A 22,027-nucleotide genomic window follows, 5' to 3' on the forward strand; every position below is an offset into this window, starting at 1 on the left:
GATGAAATCAAACAAGCTTTCAAGATTTACAATGCTGATCAACAAAAGACTGATAAGCAATATACTCAATACAACATCCCAAGTGCATATGCCTTACTCTTAACCAATAAAGATACAGTGCCAAGAGTTTATTACGGTGATATGTACGCTGATAACGGTCAATTCATGGCCACCAAATCACCATATTACCAAGCAATTGCGACTCTGCTAAATGGACGCACTAAGTACGTTTCCGGTGGTCAAGCAATGAATGCGGTAGCGGTCAATGACAATCAAGATACGGTGTTAACCTCAGTTCGCTATGGTGCTAAAGCATTAACTAAGAATAGTAAGGGGACGAAATTAACCCGTAACTCTGGTATTGCTGTGGTCGAAAGTAATAACCCAAACCTAAAGTTAAATGCGACCGACAAAGTCGTGATTCAAATGGGAGCGGCCCATAAGAATCAAGCTTATCGTCAACTGCTAACGACCACTGATAACGGAATTGCGACTTATGATACTTACAACAAGTCATCTAAAATCGTCTTCACTGATCGAAACGGGAACTTAACACTAGATGCCAGCGATATTAAGGGATACGCTAATCCCCAAGTATCTGGATATCTTTCCGTATGGGTACCATTAGATGCATCTGCGAGACAAGACATTCGCGAACAACCATCTAAAAAAGCCAAGGCTGATGGCCAAGTTCTTCATTCCAATCCAGCGTTGGATTCTAATGTTATCTTTGAAGCCTTCTCTAATTTCCAAGACTTTGCCAAGACGAAAGACCAATACACCAATGTTGTTATCAGTAAGCGCGCTAACTGGTTTAAACAAATGGGCTTCACCTACGTTGAATTAGCGCCTCAATATCGTTCCGTTGATGACAGTCCATTCTTAGATTCAGTCGTTCAAAATGGCTATGCATTCAACGACCGTTATGACCTCGGTTATAAGAAACCCACTAAGTATGGAACCATCACTGATTTATTAAAGGCAATTAAATCGGTTCATAAACAAGGCATCAGAGTGCTTGCTGATATCGTCCCGGACCAACTATATTCATTACCGAACACCGAAATCGTTAGTGTCACTAGGGTTAATAATAATGGTGATTTAAATCCGGACACTAATTTAGTGAATACTTTATATCAAGCCAATTCCAAGGGCTCCGGTAATGACTATCAATTTAAATATGGTGGTGCCTTCTTAAACTACTTAAGACAAAAGTACCCCGACTTGTTTACCAAGAAACAAATCTCGACTGGTGAACCCATCGATGCATCGACACCAATCAAGGTATGGTCTGCCAAGTATCTAAATGGTAGTAACATTCAAGAAAAAGGGACTGCTTATGTGTTAGGCAACACTGACAGTTCCGGCTACTTTAAGGTTGGGACCAAGAAGACCAACTTACCAAACGTCCTAATCGGTAAGAATGCTAATTACGGTCTAGTTGAACAAAATGGTCAATATAAATTTATGACCACTAGTGGTCAAGTTGCCAAGAGTACCTTCTTAAAAGACAACCATGGCAACTGGTACTATGTCGATGCAAAAGGCAATTTCGTTACCAAACCAACTACCATCAATGGTTATAAGTATTACTTCCTATCTAATGGGATTAATCTCCGTAATGTCATCGTTAAAAATACTGATAACTCACTCAATTACTATCAAAATAATGGGGCGATGGTGGTTGCGAAAGGCTATATCACTTTAAGCACCGTTTCCCAAACCATCTACGTCAATCAAGGTGGGAAGTTACAAACTGGTTTCTTTATTCATGATAAGAACCTACAATATTTTGATCAAAACGGTTATCAAATTAAAGATAAGTTCATGCAATATCAAAACGGGTTAGTTTACTTCAATCCAGTTGATGGAAATGCAGTTGTCGGAGACTATTTCAACTACAAAGATAATTGGTACTACGCTAATAACACTGGACATATCGTTTATGGTCTCCAAACCATTAACGGTAAGAAGCAATTCTTCTCCAGTGACGGCATTTTACAAAGAAATACCACCGTTAGTATCAATGGAATAAGTTACTCTGCAGATGTTAATGGCTATTTACAACAAATTTAAGCACTAAGGCAAAAAGAGTTACCAATCTTCGGTAGCTCTTTTTTGTTATAATAAATAAAAAAGAGGTGGGAGTATGTCTTTAAAGAAAATGTGGGGAATTTCATTTCTAACCATTTTGATCATGTTTGTATTCTTAACGATTGCTGAATTTGGTGCATTTAATTTCAATATTTATGCTGATCACAAGTTATTAGGACAAATGGAACCGGGCGTAGTACGTTTATTAGGGGTTATCTTCATGATAATCCTGGCCAAGCGTAGTTGGGATATTGAAATTTTTCAATCTAAACATGGCTGGAAGAGCTTATTCACTGTTGGTTGGTTAATAATGTTAATCGCATTAGCTAACGTGACAATCTCCAGTGATGACATTGTGTGGAATGGAATCATACATCACATGAATGGTTTGAATCTATTCTTAACTTTCTTCATTGCATTATTAGAAGCATTGTTTATTGGGATGTTTGAGGAAACCGCCATGCGTGGAATTATTTTTGGCGCCATGTTAAAGACTTTTAAAAAGCACACTGTTATGAAAAGTGTTATCTGGTCTAGTCTTTTCTTTGGTGGTCTACACGCTTTGAATTACGGTGCTCAACCATTCTGGGATACCACTAACCAAATTATCTATGCGATGGGAATTGGTTTTATTTTAGCCGCAATGTATTACGTTACTAAAAATATTTGGGTGCCAATTGCCGCTCATGCAATCATGGATTACACCGCATTAGTTTTCTCAATGCATTCCATTTACTTCAATGTTGCTGGATATAACGACATTGATTTGACCAGTGTTTTGATTTTCATTATTGGATTACTGGTAGCATACGTAACATTAATTAAGTATAATCGCCGTCTTGGCAAGCAAGACTGGTTTTATTAATCAGAGCGCATTTGCGCTCTTTTTTATTTGAAAAATGCTAATTACGTGATTTAGTGAACAAAGCCTATAAAGCCCATGATACCAATGATAAGGTGAAAATATTAAATTTATCTTAAGGTGAAACAAAAGTATTGTGTTTTTATTCACAATGCATATAATAAAACTTGTAAATAAAAATAAATACGAATTATAAAGATAAGAAGGTATACAATATGAAAGTTATTGTTATTGGATGTACACATGCTGGAACATTCGCCGTAAAACAAATTTTAAAAGAAAACCCAGATGCAGAAGTTACTGTATACGAAAGAAATGACAACATTTCATTCCTATCATGTGGAATTGCATTGTACCTAGATGGAAAAGTTAAGGATCCTCAAGGATTATTCTACTCAAATCCTCAAGAATTAGCTGACTTAGGTGCTAACGTTAAAATGTTACACAGCGTTAAGTCAATCGACACAGATAACAAGACAATCGAAGTTGAAGATTTAGATTCACACGACGTATTCTCAGACTCATACGACAAGTTAGTTATGACTACTGGTTCACGTCCAGTGCTTCCTCCAATCGAAGGTCGCGACAACAAAAATGTCTTCTTCTGTAAGAACTGGCACGATGCCCAAATCTTATTTGAAAAAGCTAAGGACCACAAACGTATTGCCGTTGTCGGTGGTGGATACATCGGTGCCGAATTAGCTGAAGCATTCTCAAACCACGGTCACGAAACTACTTTAATCAACAGTGATGACCACGTTCTATCAAAATACTTTGACAAGAAGTTCACTGACAAGATTGAAGAACTATACACTGACCACAACGTTAAATTAGAATTAGGTGTGCGTGTTGATAAATTCTCAGGTGATGACGAATTAACTCTATCAACTAGTGACCATGACATCAAAGCTGATATGGCAATTCTATGTGTTGGTTTCCAACCAAACAGTGAATTATTAACTGGTAAAGTTGATATGACTGACAACGGTGCCATCATCACTAACGAATACATGCAAACTTCAAACCCAGACATTTACGCTGCTGGTGATAGTGCTGCGGTTCACTACAACCCAAGTCGTACTAACGAATACATTCCACTAGCTACTAACGCTGTTCGTCAAGGTATCTTAGTTGGTAAGAACATCGTTAAGCCAACTACTAAGTACATGGGAACTCAATCATCATCTGGTTTACAATTATATGATTACGCAATTGTATCAACAGGGATGACTGTTGGAATGGCTGAAAGAAAAGGAATGAAGGCGCACTCAGTAGTTGTTGAAGATAACTACCGTCCAGAATTCATGCCAACAACTGAAAAGGTAATGATGGAACTAGTTTACGACCCAGAAACTCGTCGTATCTTAGGTGGATCATTAATGAGTAAATACGATATTTCTCAATCAGCAAACACACTTTCAGTATTAATCCAAAACGAAAACACAATTGACGACTTAGCAATGGTTGATATGTTATTCCAACCAAACTTTGACCGTCCATTCCACTACTTAAACATCTTAGGTCAAGCTGCTCAAGCTCAAGAAGAAAAGTAGTAAAATAATTAAAATTCCCTAACAAATTGTTAGGGAATTTTTTTATTGCCTAATGTAGATTAAAAGATTATTATTATTTCTTGAGGTGAGAAAATGCAAAAAATAAAGCAAAGACTAACACCACAAAACATTTTTATGTTGGTGATTAGTTTTGTTTGTATGTTCTTTTTAACAACCGCGTCACCTTTTTATGAATTTAACCGTTCATTAGACGCAAATACAATGTATACAGTCGGAAAAGGGCTTTTACATGGATTAATGCCATATAAGGATCTATTTGATAACCGAGGTCCACTTATTTATTTAATTCATTCAGTGAATGCCGTTTTCTCATATCGTTCATTTACGTTTATTTATATCATTGAATCATTGTTGTTATTCTTAGACATCGCATACATTAATCGAATTCTATCATTTAAACTAAGTCGTCGTACTGCAATGCTATGTAGCTTTTTATTTATTCCATTAGCATTCAGTAGTCGTATCTTCTTCTATGGTGATTTACCTGAAGAATACGCTATGACATTTGTCTTTATTTTGATTTATTCATGTATCAAATACAATTGGTTTGATATGCCACGTCGTTACTACATAGTTAACGGTGCATTTGTGGCCATTTTATTCTGGATTAAGTATTCATTAATTATTCCATGGGTCATATTCTTTGTCTTTGTCGGCATCGCATGTTTAATTACTAAGCGTTACAAGCAATTATTTATTATTATTTTAGATGCTTTAATTGGATTTTTAGTGGTTACAATCCCAATCATGATTTTATATTTAGCCACAGGAGCTCTAAAAGCGATGTTTTACGCATACTTCTACTTGAACTTGACTCATTACCATGTTCAAGACGCAACGCTCTCATACACGCTTTTTAAGGTGATGTATCCAACCTTTGGTTTCCATCACCACTTAATTCTAATTAGAACAGTATATTATATTATGATTGGATTATTCATTTACGCAGTCGTTAGATATATGGAATCAGTAGAAGTTCATGGTGGAAATAAGGCACTTTTATCATTAATCGTATTTCTAGATATCGTATTAACATACGAAGCTGGTGGTGCTAGTTTCTCATATTACTTATTTGCATGTGAACCATTCATTATCTTCTATTTATTCGTATTAGGATTGTTGATTGATCGTTATATCGCAGATAAGAAGTATTTGATTTGGACGCTGTCCGGTTTAGCACTATTAGGGATCTTTGTGACGAACCATAACTACCGCAGTAGCATGTTGGTTGCCAAGCCACACCAAATGTATGAAGTTGAATTTACCAAGAAGGTTAATGCTTCAAAAGATAAGTCAATTTTGAATTATCACGCATTAGACTTAGGAATGTTCACATACACTGGTACTTACAGCAAGGATCGTTTCTTTATTCGAAACAACTTACAATATGCGCCAATGGCACAATACCAACGTAAGTACTTACATTCACTAAAATACAAATTTGTCGTTACTAAGTACTATCCAGATGAATTACTACCAAAACAAGATCGTAAGTTCTTGAAACAACATTATAAGTTAGTTGCTAAGAATTGGTATAACTACAGTAGTCATCGTCAAGGTCTAGTTGCTTTATACGAACGCAAATAAAAAAGAGGACTCAATTGAGTCCTCTTTTAGTTTGCTTTAATTATTGATTACGTTTGTGATGATTCATACCGTAAACGAAGTAGATTACCATTCCGATGACAAACCATACTAATGCGTATAGTTTAGCTTCGCTATCTAATCCCCAAAATACTAGTAGAGAAGCAACGAAACCTAAAGCGGGCATGACAGGGTAGAAAGGTTCTTTGAATCCTGGCATGTTGATATCTTTTCCTTCACGTTTACGTAATGGGTAGATACCAACAGATACAAACATGAAAGCAATTAATGTTCCGGCAGAAATTAATTGAGATAGGAATGTAAATGTTAGGAAAGCACCGATAACGACTGAAATGGCAGTCATAGTGATAATCGCATTAACTGGTAGGTTATGTTTTTTATCAACCTTACCTAAGAACTTAGGAAGCATTCCGTCACGACCAAATGAGTAGATTAGACGGGAACCAGCCATCATCATTCCAATTAAAGCAGTGAACATACCCACAACAGCAACAATTTGCACACCTGAAGCAATGAATGGGTGACCAGCTTGACGTAATGCCCAACCAACTGGTTCAGCGTTATTATCGTAGTTAGTGTATTTGAACATTCCCACTAGCACTAATGACACCGCAACGAATAGGGTTACGGCAATTGCTAGAGAACCGATAATTCCGCGTGGCATGGTCTTTTGTGGATCTTTTGCTTCGGCAGAGTTAGCAGCGATGGAATCAAACCCGATGTATGATAGGAAAATTACTGATACACCGGCGTAGACTCCGCTAAAACCACCAAAACTAGTTCCGTCAGCATTGACTGTATGTGCTGGAATAAATGGTACGTAGTTAGCAAAGTGGATTGAAGTAGCACCAACAACCACGAAGACAATTACAGCAAGTACTTTTAGAATTACTAAGATGTTTTCGATAGTTGAAGTTTGTTCGTCACCACGAGTGATTAAAAACATTACAATTAAAATAACAATTACTGTGATGATATCAACTAATCCACCTTTTGCGCTAACAGGATTAGATAAGTAAGTGGGTAGTTTTAGTCCTAATGGTTCAATTAATCCACGGAAGTTAGCTGATAAACCAGCCGCAACAAATGACACCGCGATAAAGTATTCAGCTAGGAGAGCCCATCCGGCAACCCAACCCCAAAATTCACCGAAGATAACGTTGATCCATGAGTATGCAGATCCAGCAAACGGCATTGCTGAAGCCATTTCAGCGTATGATAGGGCAACTAGACCAGCCACGATGGCTGCTAGTAAAAATGAAATGGTAACAGCTGGACCAGCATAATTAGCTGCTACGATTCCAGGAAGTGTAAAAATAGCGGTTGAAACGATAGTTCCAACACCTAATGCCAAGAAATCCTTGGTAGTTAATGTTCTTTTCATTTTAGCGTCTTTTTCTTCATAAACGCTAGGGTCTTCTTTACGATTCATTCGTTTGAATAAATTCCCCATGATAATAATTACCTCTTTCCATAATTAACAAGTTAGAACTTGTCTTTGTCAATAAAAAGATATCCCACAGTTCTTTTTACCATTATTCGTTTTATCTATAAAAAACACACTCGAATATTTTAACATGAAAATAGCCACCCTGAATAGTCAAGGTGGCTAATTATTTTTTAATTTATTTTTAATTACTTAGATTTTTTATTAAATCTTACAAAGTATAGAACTGTCATAATTGCTAAGAAGACAATTCCAACTAGTAATGGAATTCTAGTATCATTATTAAAGAACATGAATACTAGAGTAACAAATAGTACTAGTAATGTTAAGTAGTTGGAAAGTGGTGCAAAAGGCATTGTAAATGGATGACCAACTAGCTTTTCAGGGTGTTGCTTTCTAAATTTAAGTTCTGACATGATAATTACAAACCATGGAACCATTCCTGGAAGTACAGATGAACTGTAAACGTAAACGAATACTTGATCAGCACCCTTGTAGAATAGAGGTAGGATAACGTTTAAAATTACCCCTACTAAAATACCAGTTGCAATTGAAATAACTGAAATATATGGAACACCATGACGATTAATTTTGTTGTATCTATCTGGTAGTTGACCTTGTTGTGCTAATAGGTATGACATTCTACTTGAACTGTAGATTGCGGAGTTTGAACCAGATAGTGCAGCAGTTAAAACAACGAAGTTAATAATTGAAGCAGCTGCTGTAATACCAACTTGTGAGAATGTTTCTACAAAAGGTGATCCGATGTTAGCAATTTTATCCCATGGGTAAATTGATAGCATTACGAAGATTGAACCGATGTAGAAAATTAAGATACGACCAATAGTGTCTTGAATTGCTTTAACTAAAGTATGTTTAGGATTTTCAGCTTCTCCAGCAGTAACCCCAATTAATTCGATACCTTGGTATGAAGCGAATACGATTGATAGTGCGAAGAAGAATCCTTTAACACCACCAGTGAAGAAACCATGGCTCCATAAGTTAGAAATCCCAGTAGGACCAATTCCGTTGAAACCTAAAACGATAATCACAGCACCAACAATAATCATGGCAATAATGGTCACTACTTTAATTAATGCGAACCAGTATTCTAGTTCACCGAATGCGCTAACTGAGATTAAGTTTGCGATACATAAGAATACTACCGCGATGATTCCAGGCACCCATGATGGGATAGAAGGCCACCAGAATTGCATGTAAGTACCAATTGCAATCATTTCAGAAATTCCGACAACCACCCATTGGAAGATATTTGACCAAGCAGTTAAATACCCGAAAACCGGATGCATGTATTCAGCGGCAAAATGAGAGAAAGATCCACTAATTGGATTATCATATAACATTTCACCTAATGCTCTCATGATTAAGTATAGGAAGACACCTGCAATTGCGTATGCAAGTAGAACTGAAGGTCCGGTCCATTCAATGGTTGACTTTGCACCCATAAATAGTCCAACACCAATAGTTCCACCCAATGCAATCATTTGCATTTGTCTAGAACTTAATTTACGTTCTAGTTTCTTTTCTTGCTTTTCTTCTGCCAATTTTTTCACCATCCTGTAAAAGAGTAATAAAAAACCTAGTACTACACTGTCTATTGTACTAGGGATTTTTTAAAAATGTATAACAAATTTGATATTTTTAAATAATTGCTACCTTAACACCGACAAAAATCTTGCTGACAAGCTTTTGAGGGTTCCCCAGTAAGATATATAAATGTAATTCTAATGTTTATTATTTTAGAAATGTTATTATACATTCACTTCGATGTCAAGTAATTACACAATAGGTGAATTTTATTCATCTATCATTTTATGACGCAATTAGTCTTTGAAATTAAATTTTACGAAATATAGAATTGTCATAATTAATAGGAATACAATCCCGATAATTAAAGGAATTCTAGTAGCTGGGTTAATAAACATAAAGATCAAAGTGATTGCTAAAAATACTAATGTTACATAGTTGCTGATAGGAGATAGTGGCATCTTAAATGGATGATTGACTAATTCATCAGCGTGTTGTTTTCTGAAACGAATTTGAGATATCAAGATAATTATCCAAGGTACCATTCCGGGAAGAACGGATGAACTGTATACGTATACGAAAATTTGATTTGCTGAAGGGAAGAAGATAGGTAGTAAGACGTTTAGTAATAGTCCTAATAAAATTCCCAATGAAATACTAATTACTGATACGTAGGGAACACCGTGACGGTTTAACTTTCTGAAAATCTTAGGAAGTTGTCCTTCTTCTGAAAGTAGGAATTCCATACGACTTGCACTGTAAATTCCGGAATTAGATCCAGATAGGGCAGCAGTAACAACCACAAAGTTAATGATTGCAGCAGCTGCAGTGATTCCGACTTGTGAGAAAGTTTCTACGAATGGAGAACCAATTTGGTTGATTTTATCCCATGGGTAGATACTTAAAATAACGAAAATCGCACCGATGTAGAAGATTAAGATACGACCAATGGTATCTTGAATCGCTTTAACTAAAGTTTCTTTAGGGTTTTCAGCTTCACCAGCAGTTACCCCGATTAATTCGATTCCTTGGTATGAAGCGATAACGATTGCTAATGCGAAGAAGAATCCTTTAAAACCGTTCGCGAAGAAGCCATGGCTCCAAATGTTAGAAATTCCAGTTGGCGCAATCCCATTAAAACCAAAGACGATGATTACTAGACCAACGATAATCATGGCGATGATAGTTACCACCTTAACTAAAGCGAACCAGTATTCTAGTTCACCGAAAGCACTAACTGATACTAAGTTAGCAATACATAGAAAAATAATTGCAATAATACCAGGTAACCAACTTGGTAAGTGAGGCCACCAGAATTGCATGTAAGTACCAATTGCGATTACTTCAGAAATTCCAACTACGATGTATTGGAAGACGTTGCTCCACGCAGTTAGGTATCCAAAAACGGGATGTAAGTATTCTGAAGCGAATTGGGAGAATGATCCAGTAACGGGATGAACGTATAGCATTTCTCCTAATGCACGCATGATTAAGTATAGGAATAATCCAGCAATAGCGTAATCCAGTAATACGGAAGGACCAGTCCAACCAATGGTTGATTTGGCTCCCATGAATAAACCGACTCCAATGGTTCCACCTAGCGCAATCATTTTCATATGACGGGCGCTAAGTTTTCTTTCTAATTTTTCTTCATTATTATCTGACATATTTCCACCTTCTTAAGTATATTTGAGCAGGAGAAACAAAAAACGTCCCTAACACAACTAAGTGTTAGGGACGTCTATAACGTGGTTCCACCCTGAATTTAGCATTACCAAAATAAAATAATAATGCCCTCATAATAGTCATTAATAAATATCGATTAAAAGAATATAAAGAGTGGTATTAATTAGATCGTCATAAACTCACTTTCAGCTATTGTGAATTCTCCCTGGAAGACGACTACAAATTAACTTGTCTCTAAATAACAAATATTATTGTATATCTAGAGTAGACAAGTGTCAACTGAAAAATGACAATTATTTGTCATTAGTCTTTTCAAGTCTTTCTTGTAAGTCAATGATGGTATCCATTGCAGCAGCAAATTCATCGTCAGAGTAGTTTAAACGGTTTAGACAACCTTGAACAGCTTGCAAGATAGGTTCTTTTTTTTCATTTCCTAATTCAGTTAAGTGAATTAGGACACGACGTTCATCAGCTTTATCACGATTTCTGGTAATCCAACCAGCTTTTTCTAGTCGTTTCAATAATGGAGTAAGAGTCCCATTAGATAATCCTAGTTTTTGGCTTAAGAAGTTAACGGTAACACCATCTTTTTCCCATAATGATAATAGAGTAATGTATTGAACGTAAGTTAAGTTAAATTCGTCTAAAGGTTCTTGATAAAATTTGTTAAATAGTTGATGTGCGCGTGAAATTTGAAAACAAATTTGATCGTTTAATGTAATTTCTTTGGGCATAATACACATGCTCCTTTCATTTGTTGTTCGGTGGTTTGTTTAGCAAGTGATTATATTGTATACAATATTAAAGAATATCACTATTTTGAAATTATTCAACAAAATAAGCACTGGGAATCACTCCGCAGTGCTTATTTAATGCTGCTTTTATGCTAATTTAGTAACTTTTTGTTTTTTAGCTTTTTTGTTATTACGTTTCGCGATTAATTCATCATCAGTTGGGAATTTTCTAAAGTAAACAAAGATAATAAATGCAATCACGAAGAAAACGATAGCGTAGATGATAGATCCAGCAATTATTTTATTAAGTGTTAAACGAGTCATCATATGTTTCATACCATCTTGGATTTGCATTTCAACAAAGAAAAAGTTGAAAGGATTGTAAATTAGTTCACGATGAACGTAAATGAAAATCATGAATAATCCAGCAATTCCTTCGGTAATAAAGGTAAGTGATACACCAAAAGCAATTGAACTGTACCAAGTCTTACAAAAACCGATTACCATCATCACAAATGATTCAAAGATGAAGAAATAAGCAATGTTTCCTAGTGTAGCCCATTGTAATTCAAGTGCGACCTTACCAGCTAAAGCGTTTTCTGGAAAGATTAAGTACTTCATGAAAATGATAGTAATTACTGCAACAGCAAGTAGAATGAAGTAACTAGCTAAGATAGTAATCACTTTAGAAAAGAAAATGGTAACTTTACTATGTTTTGCCATATTTTCACGAATTTGTTTGTTGCTGTCCACCCCTGCAAATCTTGTGGTAGTAATAATAGTAGCAAGTAGTGTTATCACAGTGGTGATACCACCTAGAGAATTCATTAATTTCCAAGCATCAAGGGTCTTTGTATTCTTACCAATGATAGCCATTAAAATAGTAACAATGAATAAGAAAGCAACCATGCCAACAAAAATGATACGGTTCTTTTTGTTCATTTCTTGTTTTAATAAATCAACCAATATATTGGCCTCCAAATCTTATACGTTAATTATCATATGATGAGTTTATCACTTTTAGTCTCTGTTTCCAATAAAAAAACGACCTATCCAAAAATAGATCGTCTTTAAGGGGCGTAGAAATTTTAGACATTTCTGTGGTTGTATACTAGATAGGTAATTAATAAAAAGATGACTCCCCAAATAATTGTACCGATTTCCATTTGAGTTAATGAAAGTTGGGTAATTTGTTTATATTCAGGAATTGAGAATTGTCTCATAATATTTAGGAAGTTTAACGGATTATATTTAACCAATTCTAATTTATCCATTAAAATACCCAGGAAGACATTCATAATATTAGCGACAAAGTAAAATACTAAACCAAAAGCAATAGCAACGGCATTGCTTTTGAAAATATTACTAATAAGCAATACGATAGATACCATTAGGAAAAGGTAGAATGCCATTCCACCAAGATAAGAGAACATATCATTCCATTGTAGTTTACGATTTTCATTAAATAAGATGTTACCAATTCCAGTTGAGATAAATGCAATTACAACTAGGTAAAGGAACATTAACACGGCCATAATTAATTTAGAAATTAGAATTTGACCACGAGAGAATTGTCTAGCAAATAGATACTTAATAGTATTATTTGAGAAATCACTTGTAAGTAAAGAACTTGCAAATACGATCATTGCTACTAATGTCATAGATAATCCGTTACCAAACATTCTAGCACTGGAATTTATTGCGCTAGTGGCAGCACTATTGTGATAGAAATAACCGCTTAATAGTGAGATAGCAAGGACAATAATTCCCCAACCCATGTAAAATTTACCATGAATTTGTTTATACAATTCTTGTCTGATTAAAGTTAACATTATTTGGCCTCCTTAGTATTGTCGTCTGTTAGAAGTTTTAATAATGATTCTTCTAAATCGACTTGATTTCTTGCAACGTTAATGATTTCAATGCCAGCTTGATTTAGTGCTGAAAGACCGGCATTCATCGCGGTAGAATCTTCGTTGTCAGGAATTTCTATGTTTTTGTCATAAACAGTTACTTCAAAACCAGCAGCTTCTAAAGCGGCTTTACCATCTTCAATGTTTGTAACTTCGAATTTGATAGTCTTAGGACCTTCTGATAGGAATGAATTAGAATCAGCTTTTTTAATAACTTTACCATGGTTAATTACAACATAGTAGTCGGCAATTCTGGATAATTCATCTAGTAAATGACTAGAAATTAGTATGCTAATACCGCGTTTAGCAAGTTTAACTAATAAATCACGTAAGTCATGAGTTGATTGAGGGTCTAGACCGTTCATAGGTTCATCCAAGATAAGTAGCTTAGGATGATTTAGTAGTGAAATAGCAATTCCTAGACGTTGTTTCATACCTAATGAATATTTCTTGGCTTTTTTATCAGCGAATTCAATGATTTGAGTTTCTTCCATTATTTGTTGAATTTCTTCTTCAGTAGTAGATCCATCATTGAATAATTTCAAATTTTGTCTACCAGTTAGGTTTAGGTATGGAGCTGGTGATTCAATCATTGATCCTACATTGGCTAAACTTTTACGTTTGTTTGTAGTTAATAATTCTCCATTAATTTTAATTGATCCAGAAGAATAGTTGGTTAGGCCAACTATGCTCTTCATGATAGTTGATTTACCAGCACCGTTAGGACCAATTAGTCCTAGGATAGTTCCTGGTTCGATGTCAAAAGACACATCGTATAAAGCTTGTTTTCTTCCAAAAAACTTGTCTAAACTTTTAACTTCAAGTGTTTTCATAGTGCATCTCCTTTATAGCAATGGTTAATTACTCATGTAGCTAACTATATGTATTTTTTGCTTGAAAGTCAATAGTATTGATCGAAAATTAAGAAAACTTTAAAACCTTTGTATTCAACATTATGTCAGGTTTTATTTCAATTCTGAAATAAAATGTAATATTCCTGTAACAATACTCTAACCTTACAGTAAAAAAGCTGGGTTACATTGATGAAGTAACTTAAGGAGGGAAAACATTATATGCATTCGAATAATAAAATGATTACCTTTACTGTATTGGTTTCATTATTGATTGCGACATTGTTTTTATTACCACATATTAAGGCAAACGCAGATGTAGTTGCAAGTCAACAAAACGTTACTTCAACAACGCAAAACAACATTCAAGAAACAGCAAATACACAAACTACTAATGTGAATAAAGTTAAGAAACATGGCAAGAAGATTCTTAGTTCTACTAAGATTAAAAAACATTCTTCATCAAAATTACATAAACGTCTTTCTGCTGCTAACTCAGCAGCCAAAGCATTTATTGCAAACCATGAATCTGGTGGATCGTACACAGCAAGTAATGGTACTTGTTACGGTAAATACCAATTAGCAATTAGTTACTACCATGGTAACTTCTCACACAAGAACCAAGAAAGACTAGCTGACAAGTATGTTAAGAGTCGTTATGGCTCATGGGTCGCAGCCAAAGCGTTTTGGTTAGCCCACAGCTGGTATTAATAAAAAGAACCTAGTAATAGGTTCTTTTTTTGTACAAATTACAATCTAGTATTGAAAACTAGATGACGTGGTTATATAATGAAATAAATCAATAACGAGGTATTTATTATATGAACAACGATTTTACAAAAAAGACAACTGAATCAGTTAAGCAAAAGTTTAACTGGATAAAAGACAAGACATACTACTTATTAAATGAAATCTTTAGTGCAGTTACCCATGGAATTGGTGCATTACTCGCAATTATTGGTTCAATCGCATTAATCATTCATGGTTTTAATGTTGGTGGAGCAATGCGTATCACTAGTTTTATTATTTACGCTGTAACATTATTTGTATTTTACATGGCGTCAACCATGTTTCATAGTTTATATTTCACTAAGGTGGAAAAGTTATTTCAAATTTTTGATCACTCCGCCATCTACCTATTAATTGCTGGAACATACACCCCATATTGCTTAATCGCAATAGGTGGTTGGCTAGGTTGGTTAATTCTATCAGTGATTTGGGTAATGACCGTGTTAGGGATTATCTATAAGTCACTTTGGATGGGTAAATTAAAAACGCTTTCTACTATTATTTATGTGGTGATGGGATGGATGTGTTTACTAGGAATTGTTGATTTATACCATTACCTAGGTGTTCAAGGATTCTTCTTATTATTATTTGGGGGAATCGCATTTACACTAGGGGCATTAATTTACAGTATCCCTAAGATTCCATTTGGCCACGTTATCTGGCACGTCTTTGTAATGATTGGAACCATCCTAATGTACTTCTCAATTTACTTCTATGTATAAAAATAACGCTAGGTTAGTGATATACTAACTTAGCGTTTTTATTTTGCACTGAATAGATTTAAAATCACTACTCCGGCAACAATTAAGATGATGCCTAAAGCACTCATGATATTAATTTGTTCTTTATATACTAATGATGCGATTGCGGTGGTAGCGAGAATACCTAGAGCACTCCAATTGGCGTATGCGATATTAAGCGGAATTTTAATCATTGCGATAGATAAAAAGTAAAAACATAATGCGAATGAGATTAATGATCCGATTGTGGGTAGTAATTTCGAAAAACCCATCGACATCTTCAATAGATTCGTTCCGATTAGCTCCCCAATGATTGCCATTAACAAGAATAAATAATAAAACATATTAATTTACCTCGCCTTCAAATAATATTATCCTTATAAGTAAATAATATCACTTACGAATTTGTTTGTTTATCAAAAAAATAATAAAAAAGGTTTACTTACAAAAAGTAAGTGTTATAATTAAAATAATCAATTAAACAATAAAGGAGATTTAACTCATGAAAACAGAATTATTAGATTTACAAAAACAACGTCGTACTATCTACGCTTTAGGTCGTAACGTTGAACAAAGCAAAGAAGAACTATCAAACTTCATTAAGGAAACTATCAAGCAAGCTCCATCAGCTTTTAACAGTCAATCAACTCGTGCCGTTATCCTATTTAACGACTACCAAGACAAGATTTGGGACATCGTATTAGATAACCTAAAGCCACATCTAAAGGATGAAGAAGCTGTTAAGGCAACTACTGACAAGGTATCCGGTTTCAAGAACGGTTACGCAACTATCCTATTCTTCACTGACATGGACGTTGTTCACGGTCTAGAAAAGAACTTCCCAGCATACGCTGACAACTTCTACGACTGGTCAGAACAAGCTCAAGGTAACGCTCAATACGCTGTATGGACTGGTTTAGCTGAAAACGGTCTAGGTGCTAACCTACAACATTACAACCCACTAATCGACGAAGACGTTGCTAAGGAATTCGATATTCCAGCAAGTTGGAGACTACGTGGTCAAATGGTATTCGGTTCAATCGAAGCCCCAGCACAAGCTAAGGACTACATGGACGACGAAGATCGTTTCAAGATTTTTAAATAATTAAAACCCAATAAATAAAAACCAAAAAAGACTAGGTTCAATCGAACCTAGTCTTTTTCATTACTGTTTTGTACCTTTAGTACCACGGGGGTTATTGTTGGTAGGAGTATCATTATTACTCTGTTTACCCATATGGCGTTTCTTTGATAGATCTTTTAAGCTTTGCATTGCTTTAGCATTACGAATACTTTCAGGAGTGAAATTGTGACTGTTTGAGAAGTCTTCCACACGTTGACGTAATTCGTAGTACCAAGGACGTTTGGCATGCGTAGGGTAAGAAATGATTACCAAATGGTCATCTACATATTGACCTAAGTAAATTTGTGAAATTTCCTTATGAGTGTCTTTAGCTAAGTTTTCGATCCATTCAGTATCATGTCCCATTCTATCCAAGACATCATTGTTAACAGTTCCATCAGTAATAATTGGGTAGCTTAATGTTTCATCGCCGAACGTTGTAATGGTTAATTGACCATTTTGTTCTAGCACGGCTGATTTAACATCTTGGAAGTTGCTAACACCTTTAGTTCTTAACTTGAAGGATAAGTCAGCAGCTGACATTCCGTTTTTTAATGCGGTATCAACGTTTACAATTCCGTTTGTAATAATGTTTTGTGGTTCACCAGCGAAAATCCGTCTGAATAATGGGAACTGACGACTAAGAATGCGACTAGTGAAGATAACCAATGACCAAATTAATAGAACGATGAAGAATTGTAGGGTACCGATTTGTTCGTTGTAAATCATACCCCCGATAATTCCCCCTAATACATAGTTTTGGACTTGGTCAACGGCGTTAGAAGGAGCCAAGTTACCTTTACCAGAAAGGTTGATTTGGATTACTAACATGACAAACCCAATTAAGAACTTAAATAGAATTTCCATGTATTCAGAATTTAGACCACCAATTGTAAGCGAAGGTTCATCGTGGTAACTAATCTTAGTAGGGATTAGTTGAATTGGTTGAAGTTGGTAACTGTTAAAACTAGCGTTAAATGTAGCTTGGTAAAATTTGCTACCGACTTTAACCGTCATTCCGTTAGTTAATTGTGGTGAGCTAACGTAAATTTTAGATGTAGAAATATGTTTGCTACGACTGATGGCTTTGACCATTTCAGTAGTTTGTGAGTTTTGCGAAGAAGAATTTCTTTGTTGCAAAATGTTACTAAACCCAATTGAAATTGCTAAAACCGCAACCAAAGTCATTGTAATAAATAAGTCACGATACTTTAAGTTGGTCCGATCGCGCATATATTTGAATCCATTAAAGATAATCAATAATCCAACCACAACAGCGAGTGCTAATAATAAGTATGTAACTAAGCTGTTGGGATGGGTTAGATAGTTGTATGAATATAAATCCATGTCATCACCTATATCCTTTTTTATTATTAGTATATTCATTATTATAGGACCTTTTTTATTTTTAAACCATGGCTTGTAATGCTCCGGTAACATTTTTTCACAATATTGAAACACTGTTGTTGCTGATATGTAGCATTTTGTCACTATAATGAAGTCAATCATTAAGAAAGTTTAAAGATTTTAGAAGACGAGGAAATGACTATGAATAAAACAACTATTAAAATATTAATATCACTGACAATGACTGTAGCAATGGCATTTGTCATGCTTTTTCCTGCAAATGAAACTACTGCCAGTGCCAATAGTTCAAAATACGTTAGTATTTATAATGTTGCGAATTCAAAATTAGGTACTCGTTATGTATATGGATCAACTGGTCCAAGTAGTTTTGATTGCTCTGGCTTCGTCAGATACATATTCAAACACGGTGCTAACAAAAATCTTGCTAGAACCGCGCAAGCTCAATACAACACCACTAAAAAAATCAGTAAAAAACAATTAAAAAAAGGTGATCTAGTTTTCATCGGTGCTTCTACTAAGAGTATTTACCACGTAGGGATGTACATCGGTAACGGTGAAATGATTGACGCGCAAAACAGAGGAGTGGTAAAAGAAAGCATTCACGCTCCATGGTGGCACGTCGTTGGATACACTCGTGCAATCTAATTAAAATGACATAACATTTGGTTATGTCTTTTTTTGTGTTGATTTTTAGGCCATAAATAAGTATAGTTAGTTACATAAGTAATTAACTTTTAAAATACATATAGGGATGGATTGAAATGAATAAATTATATTGGAATCAAGTTGAATATAATAAGATAAAGCTTTATTTTACTTGTACCCGTAATGGGATTACGTTCATTAATAATCCCAATGCTGGAATATCTAATATTTACAATTTTTATCCAGAATTGGATGCTGAATTTTGTTTTAATAAACAAGTAACGGGACCGTATAAAGATGAAATAAAAGCATTTTTGGAAGGCGACAGAAAGTCATTTCAAATTCAAACTGATATGATCAATCCAGACTTCAGTGCCATTTATCAGGCAATTCAAGAAATCGAGTATGGACACACAATTACATTTAAACAATTTTGTCAGCAACACCCATTCGATGAGGGCGACGTCAAGGAAGCCATCCTGAATAACCCATTAATCATGATTATTCCATCTCATCGAATTTTAGGAGTCGACTACGCGAATAGTTACCGTAAGTTGGCAGATTTTAATCAATTACTATTAAGTATTGAACAAGAATAGGTGGATATCATGAAAAAATTACCAGAATCAGTTAAGATAGTGTGGCTATATGCTGCATTAATTACATTAGCAGTCGAAATTATCGTTTTTGCCGGCGCCTTTGTGGCGGTTAGATTTCTTGATTGGCCATATGTACAATATGTTCCACTAGTACTAGGAATAATTTTTGTGATGTACACCACGATTGAAATGGCATTAATTCCCTACCGTTATGCATTTCATTCTTATGCGATTTATGAAGATCATATTGAAATTAGTCGTGGTTTTATTTTTAGATGTCAATCAACTATTCCAATCGCAAGAGTCCAAAACGTTGATATTGAACAGGGCCCACTATTGATGATTAAAGATTTACATGAAATTAGCATTGATACTTCCGGATCATCTCATTCAATTGATGCGGTGACTAAGGAAGAATCAAAACGCATTAAGCAACGTGTAATGGAATTAGCAATGGAGGCGCGCAATGCACAATAAACTTTTAAGTCCATTTGCATTTGTCTACTATATCCGTGGTCTCATCTACATGGTTCCAGTTAGTTTTTTGATTGCTAGCTGGATACATATTAACTCAGTCATGATGATATCTATCATATTAACATTGTTATTTGTGAGCGACGCTTTATCATATTTTTACTTTCGTTACTCCATCTTAGATGATCAAATCGTGATTAAAAAAGGAATCTTTTTTAAGAAAACGATTCACATTCCATTTTCAAGAATTCAATCAATTCAACATAATCAATTATTTCTTTTAAAACCTTTCAATATCGAATCAATTAAGATAGAAACCGCAGGAAAAAGTTCTGAAGATGGTAACGAACTAACAGCAGTTAACGTTCAAGTTGGTGAGTACCTAGAACAAAAGCATCGTGAATTCGTTCATCCAACTAGTGATGAATCAGTAGTTGAAGAAAAACAGCAAGAAGCTGAAGAAACCACCAGTTCAGATAACAGTTACACTGCCGGAATAAAAGACATTGTTCTTTTTAGTTTTACTAATCTTAAGCTGCTCTACTTTTTTGTATTTTTACTATCAAGATTCAGTGGCGATTTCTTTTCATCAGCCGTTGACGATGCTGCAAACAAACTTAGTCATATGAGTGTAGCAGTGATTATCGCTAGTGTAATCATGGGGGTTTTATTAGCGCAAACGTTAGTAGTTGTATATAACGTGATTAAATATTTTGATTTTACATTGTCCAAAAAAGATAAATATTTAGAAATTGAAATGGGATTACTATCACGCAGTAAAATCCGTGTTTCCACCAACCGAATTCAAAGCGTGTTGGTAGAACAAAACTTATTGCAAAAGTGGATTCACATCAGCACCGTTAGAATCGTGCTTGCGACTGATGAATCTTCGAAAGATGATAGTGGTAAAGAATTAGCAATTGCTTTACCGAACCTGTTTGCAAAGGATTTTTCAAAACGATTTAAAGAATACTTTGGATGGGTGCCATTACAATATGTAGAATCATTTAAACCAACAATTAGAGCATGGTGGATATTTAGCCGTAATCTATCATGGTTAGTGCTTGTTCCAATAATCTCGATGTGCTTCTCCGATAATGAAGTCAAAATCATTTTAGCTTTGATTGCTGTCTTAATTTTATTGTTGATTGTAGGAAATGCTCATTTTAAATATAAAAGTACGGAAGTTAGTTTATCCGGGGATGGTAAAGATGATAGTATGGTGATCAATACAAGTCGATTATTGAATAAACGTCAATATTATATCGGCTGGCATCAAGTTCAAGCGATGCGGATTCGTCAATCTATTTGGATGAAGAAGACTCAATTAGCCCATATTGAAGTGATTATACGTAGTGGGATGACTGGGAAAACCGTCACTGCTAAATATTTACCTGTCAAAGTCGCACAAAAGGTGTATGATTGGTATCGTCAATAGAAAAATAGCGTAAATTTAAATTAAATCGTGTACAAACTATTGACACAAGATGTTAAACGAGTATCATATATCTTGTAATATAAATAAAGGGGGTTCATTTTTATGAAACTAACTATTACAGATGCAGCAAAAGAAAAGATTCAAAACAAGATTCAAGGTGACGCTAAGTTCTTCTTGAGTTTAGATGATGGTGTTGGAAACTTCTCTGACGCAGGATCATGTGCAATTGATACATCTTTTGATTTCATTGCAGTTAACCCTGATTTAGACGACAAAGATTTTAATGCAGAAATGGACTCAGATTTAGGTCCAGTATTCTACAAAGACTACAGTGGCTCATTCCTAGAACAAAACTTGAAGTTCGATGTAATGTACAATGCATTGGTACTAAAAGGTGATTCAGGTATGATCGACGGTAACGTACCAGTAGTCGACAAGAGAAACTAAAAACAATTATAAAAACTAAGCTTAAGTAACAAAACAATTATGGGTAAAAAAGACGACTGATTCAGTCGTCTTTTTTTGTGTCGTTATTTT

The 22,027-nt window shown here is 35.0% G+C and carries 21 protein-coding genes; 12 read left to right on the top strand and 9 right to left on the bottom strand.

The annotated features are described in order from the left end of the window. The 4 genes from M3005_RS04315 to M3005_RS04330 form a co-directional block, all read left to right on the top strand. The coding region (locus tag M3005_RS04315; RefSeq protein WP_293794011.1) for a glycoside hydrolase family 70 protein at window positions 1–2,076 on the top strand (2,076 nt) is incomplete at its 5' end. A 73-nt stretch (window positions 2,077–2,149) separates the two neighbouring features. Next, window positions 2,150–2,959 (top strand): CPBP family intramembrane glutamic endopeptidase, encoded by an 810-nt coding sequence (locus tag M3005_RS04320; RefSeq protein ID WP_293794014.1) that lies wholly within the window; start codon window positions 2,150–2,152, stop codon window positions 2,957–2,959. 212 nt (window positions 2,960–3,171) lie between these two features. Further along, on the top strand, window positions 3,172–4,509 hold the full coding sequence (locus M3005_RS04325) for an FAD-dependent oxidoreductase (RefSeq protein ID WP_293794016.1): 1,338 nt from the start codon (window positions 3,172–3,174) through the stop codon (window positions 4,507–4,509). A gap of 93 nt (window positions 4,510–4,602) precedes the next feature. Continuing rightward, complete coding sequence (locus tag M3005_RS04330; protein ID WP_293794019.1) at window positions 4,603–6,117, top strand: hypothetical protein; 1,515 nt, start codon at window positions 4,603–4,605, stop codon at window positions 6,115–6,117. A gap of 40 nt (window positions 6,118–6,157) precedes the next feature. On the opposite strand, the gene M3005_RS04335 is transcribed toward M3005_RS04330, so the two are convergent. The 7 genes from M3005_RS04335 to M3005_RS04365 form a co-directional block, all read right to left on the bottom strand. Then, window positions 6,158–7,588 carry an APC family permease gene (locus M3005_RS04335; protein WP_293794021.1) on the bottom strand — a complete coding sequence of 477 codons (1,431 nt, stop codon included), beginning with the start codon at window positions 7,586–7,588 and terminating at the stop codon, window positions 6,158–6,160. 182 nt (window positions 7,589–7,770) lie between these two features. Next, window positions 7,771–9,093: an amino acid permease gene (locus M3005_RS04340; RefSeq protein WP_293794052.1), complete on the bottom strand. Its 1,323-nt coding sequence runs from the start codon at window positions 9,091–9,093 to the stop codon at window positions 7,771–7,773. A 333-nt stretch (window positions 9,094–9,426) separates the two neighbouring features. Then, the gene (locus tag M3005_RS04345; protein WP_293794023.1) at window positions 9,427–10,797 is read right to left on the bottom strand and encodes an amino acid permease; all 1,371 of its coding nucleotides are present in this window, start codon (window positions 10,795–10,797) and stop codon (window positions 9,427–9,429) included. A gap of 312 nt (window positions 10,798–11,109) precedes the next feature. After that, complete coding sequence (locus M3005_RS04350) at window positions 11,110–11,550, bottom strand: MarR family winged helix-turn-helix transcriptional regulator (RefSeq protein ID WP_293794025.1); 441 nt, start codon at window positions 11,548–11,550, stop codon at window positions 11,110–11,112. Between the two features lie 147 nt (window positions 11,551–11,697). Beyond that, complete coding sequence (locus M3005_RS04355; RefSeq protein WP_293794027.1) at window positions 11,698–12,516, bottom strand: hypothetical protein; 819 nt, start codon at window positions 12,514–12,516, stop codon at window positions 11,698–11,700. Between the two features lie 122 nt (window positions 12,517–12,638). Continuing rightward, entirely contained in the window at window positions 12,639–13,382 is a 744-nt protein-coding gene (locus M3005_RS04360; protein WP_293794029.1) for an ABC transporter permease, read from the bottom strand. Continuing rightward, window positions 13,382–14,296: an ABC transporter ATP-binding protein gene (locus tag M3005_RS04365; protein ID WP_293794031.1), complete on the bottom strand. Its 915-nt coding sequence runs from the start codon at window positions 14,294–14,296 to the stop codon at window positions 13,382–13,384. Before M3005_RS04365 ends, M3005_RS04360 begins: the two co-directional genes overlap by 1 nt. 240 nt (window positions 14,297–14,536) lie before the next feature. Between M3005_RS04365 and M3005_RS06050 the strand changes: the two genes are divergently transcribed. Together M3005_RS06050 and trhA are read left to right on the top strand one after the other, a co-directional pair. Further along, window positions 14,537–15,025 (top strand): aggregation-promoting factor C-terminal-like domain-containing protein, encoded by a 489-nt coding sequence (locus M3005_RS06050; RefSeq protein WP_293794032.1) that lies wholly within the window; start codon window positions 14,537–14,539, stop codon window positions 15,023–15,025. 110 nt (window positions 15,026–15,135) lie between these two features. Beyond that, window positions 15,136–15,825: a PAQR family membrane homeostasis protein TrhA gene (trhA, locus tag M3005_RS04375; RefSeq protein ID WP_293794034.1), complete on the top strand. Its 690-nt coding sequence runs from the start codon at window positions 15,136–15,138 to the stop codon at window positions 15,823–15,825. A gap of 38 nt (window positions 15,826–15,863) precedes the next feature. Here the strand turns inward: trhA and M3005_RS04380 are convergent, their stop codons facing one another. Then, window positions 15,864–16,187 (bottom strand): DMT family transporter, encoded by a 324-nt coding sequence (locus M3005_RS04380; protein ID WP_293794037.1) that lies wholly within the window; start codon window positions 16,185–16,187, stop codon window positions 15,864–15,866. Window positions 16,188–16,345: 158 nt separating this feature from the next. On the opposite strand from M3005_RS04380, the gene M3005_RS04385 reads away from it, so the two are divergent. Then, window positions 16,346–16,948, top strand: a complete 603-nt coding sequence (locus M3005_RS04385) for a nitroreductase family protein (protein WP_293794039.1) — start codon at window positions 16,346–16,348, stop codon at window positions 16,946–16,948. A 60-nt stretch (window positions 16,949–17,008) separates the two neighbouring features. On the opposite strand, the gene M3005_RS04390 is transcribed toward M3005_RS04385, so the two are convergent. Further along, window positions 17,009–18,352 carry a DUF3290 family protein gene (locus M3005_RS04390; RefSeq protein WP_293794041.1) on the bottom strand — a complete coding sequence of 448 codons (1,344 nt, stop codon included), beginning with the start codon at window positions 18,350–18,352 and terminating at the stop codon, window positions 17,009–17,011. 162 nt (window positions 18,353–18,514) lie between these two features. On the opposite strand from M3005_RS04390, the gene M3005_RS04395 reads away from it, so the two are divergent. From M3005_RS04395 to M3005_RS04415, 5 genes are all read left to right on the top strand, one after another. Further along, entirely contained in the window at window positions 18,515–18,979 is a 465-nt protein-coding gene (locus M3005_RS04395; RefSeq protein WP_293794043.1) for a C40 family peptidase, read from the top strand. Between the two features lie 116 nt (window positions 18,980–19,095). Beyond that, window positions 19,096–19,578 carry an MGMT family protein gene (locus M3005_RS04400; RefSeq protein WP_293794044.1) on the top strand — a complete coding sequence of 161 codons (483 nt, stop codon included), beginning with the start codon at window positions 19,096–19,098 and terminating at the stop codon, window positions 19,576–19,578. A gap of 9 nt (window positions 19,579–19,587) precedes the next feature. Next, complete coding sequence (locus M3005_RS04405) at window positions 19,588–20,055, top strand: PH domain-containing protein (RefSeq protein ID WP_293794045.1); 468 nt, start codon at window positions 19,588–19,590, stop codon at window positions 20,053–20,055. After that, complete coding sequence (locus M3005_RS04410; protein WP_293794047.1) at window positions 20,045–21,490, top strand: PH domain-containing protein; 1,446 nt, start codon at window positions 20,045–20,047, stop codon at window positions 21,488–21,490. Before M3005_RS04405 ends, M3005_RS04410 begins: the two co-directional genes overlap by 11 nt. Window positions 21,491–21,592: 102 nt before the next feature. Further along, the gene (locus M3005_RS04415) at window positions 21,593–21,937 is read left to right on the top strand and encodes an iron-sulfur cluster biosynthesis family protein (protein WP_053950477.1); all 345 of its coding nucleotides are present in this window, start codon (window positions 21,593–21,595) and stop codon (window positions 21,935–21,937) included. Window positions 21,938–22,027 lie beyond the last annotated feature (90 nt).

The sequence above is a fragment of the Apilactobacillus sp. genome, assembly GCF_025290035.1.
Lineage (GTDB): Bacteria > Bacillota > Bacilli > Lactobacillales > Lactobacillaceae > Apilactobacillus.

Bases quoted from the DNA above. Each gene is read 5' to 3' on its own strand.
- M3005_RS04320 (WP_293794014.1), top strand. From the start codon at position 2,150: ATGTCTTTAAAGAAAATGTGGGGAATTTCATTTCTAACCATTTTGATC.
- M3005_RS04325 (WP_293794016.1), top strand. From the start codon at position 3,172: ATGAAAGTTATTGTTATTGGATGTACACATGCTGGAACATTCGCCGTA.
- M3005_RS04330 (WP_293794019.1), top strand. From the start codon at position 4,603: ATGCAAAAAATAAAGCAAAGACTAACACCACAAAACATTTTTATGTTG.
- M3005_RS04335 (WP_293794021.1), bottom strand. From the start codon at position 7,588: ATGGGGAATTTATTCAAACGAATGAATCGTAAAGAAGACCCTAGCGTT.
- M3005_RS04340 (WP_293794052.1), bottom strand. From the start codon at position 9,093: ATGCAAATGATTGCATTGGGTGGAACTATTGGTGTTGGACTATTTATG.
- M3005_RS04345 (WP_293794023.1), bottom strand. From the start codon at position 10,797: ATGTCAGATAATAATGAAGAAAAATTAGAAAGAAAACTTAGCGCCCGT.
- M3005_RS04350 (WP_293794025.1), bottom strand. From the start codon at position 11,550: ATGCCCAAAGAAATTACATTAAACGATCAAATTTGTTTTCAAATTTCA.
- M3005_RS04360 (WP_293794029.1), bottom strand. From the start codon at position 13,382: ATGTTAACTTTAATCAGACAAGAATTGTATAAACAAATTCATGGTAAA.
- M3005_RS04365 (WP_293794031.1), bottom strand. From the start codon at position 14,296: ATGAAAACACTTGAAGTTAAAAGTTTAGACAAGTTTTTTGGAAGAAAA.
- M3005_RS06050 (WP_293794032.1), top strand. From the start codon at position 14,537: ATGCATTCGAATAATAAAATGATTACCTTTACTGTATTGGTTTCATTA.
- trhA (WP_293794034.1), top strand. From the start codon at position 15,136: ATGAACAACGATTTTACAAAAAAGACAACTGAATCAGTTAAGCAAAAG.
- M3005_RS04380 (WP_293794037.1), bottom strand. From the start codon at position 16,187: ATGTTTTATTATTTATTCTTGTTAATGGCAATCATTGGGGAGCTAATC.
- M3005_RS04385 (WP_293794039.1), top strand. From the start codon at position 16,346: ATGAAAACAGAATTATTAGATTTACAAAAACAACGTCGTACTATCTAC.
- M3005_RS04390 (WP_293794041.1), bottom strand. From the start codon at position 18,352: ATGAATATACTAATAATAAAAAAGGATATAGGTGATGACATGGATTTA.
- M3005_RS04395 (WP_293794043.1), top strand. From the start codon at position 18,515: ATGAATAAAACAACTATTAAAATATTAATATCACTGACAATGACTGTA.
- M3005_RS04400 (WP_293794044.1), top strand. From the start codon at position 19,096: ATGAATAAATTATATTGGAATCAAGTTGAATATAATAAGATAAAGCTT.
- M3005_RS04405 (WP_293794045.1), top strand. From the start codon at position 19,588: ATGAAAAAATTACCAGAATCAGTTAAGATAGTGTGGCTATATGCTGCA.
- M3005_RS04410 (WP_293794047.1), top strand. From the start codon at position 20,045: ATGCACAATAAACTTTTAAGTCCATTTGCATTTGTCTACTATATCCGT.
- M3005_RS04415 (WP_053950477.1), top strand. From the start codon at position 21,593: ATGAAACTAACTATTACAGATGCAGCAAAAGAAAAGATTCAAAACAAG.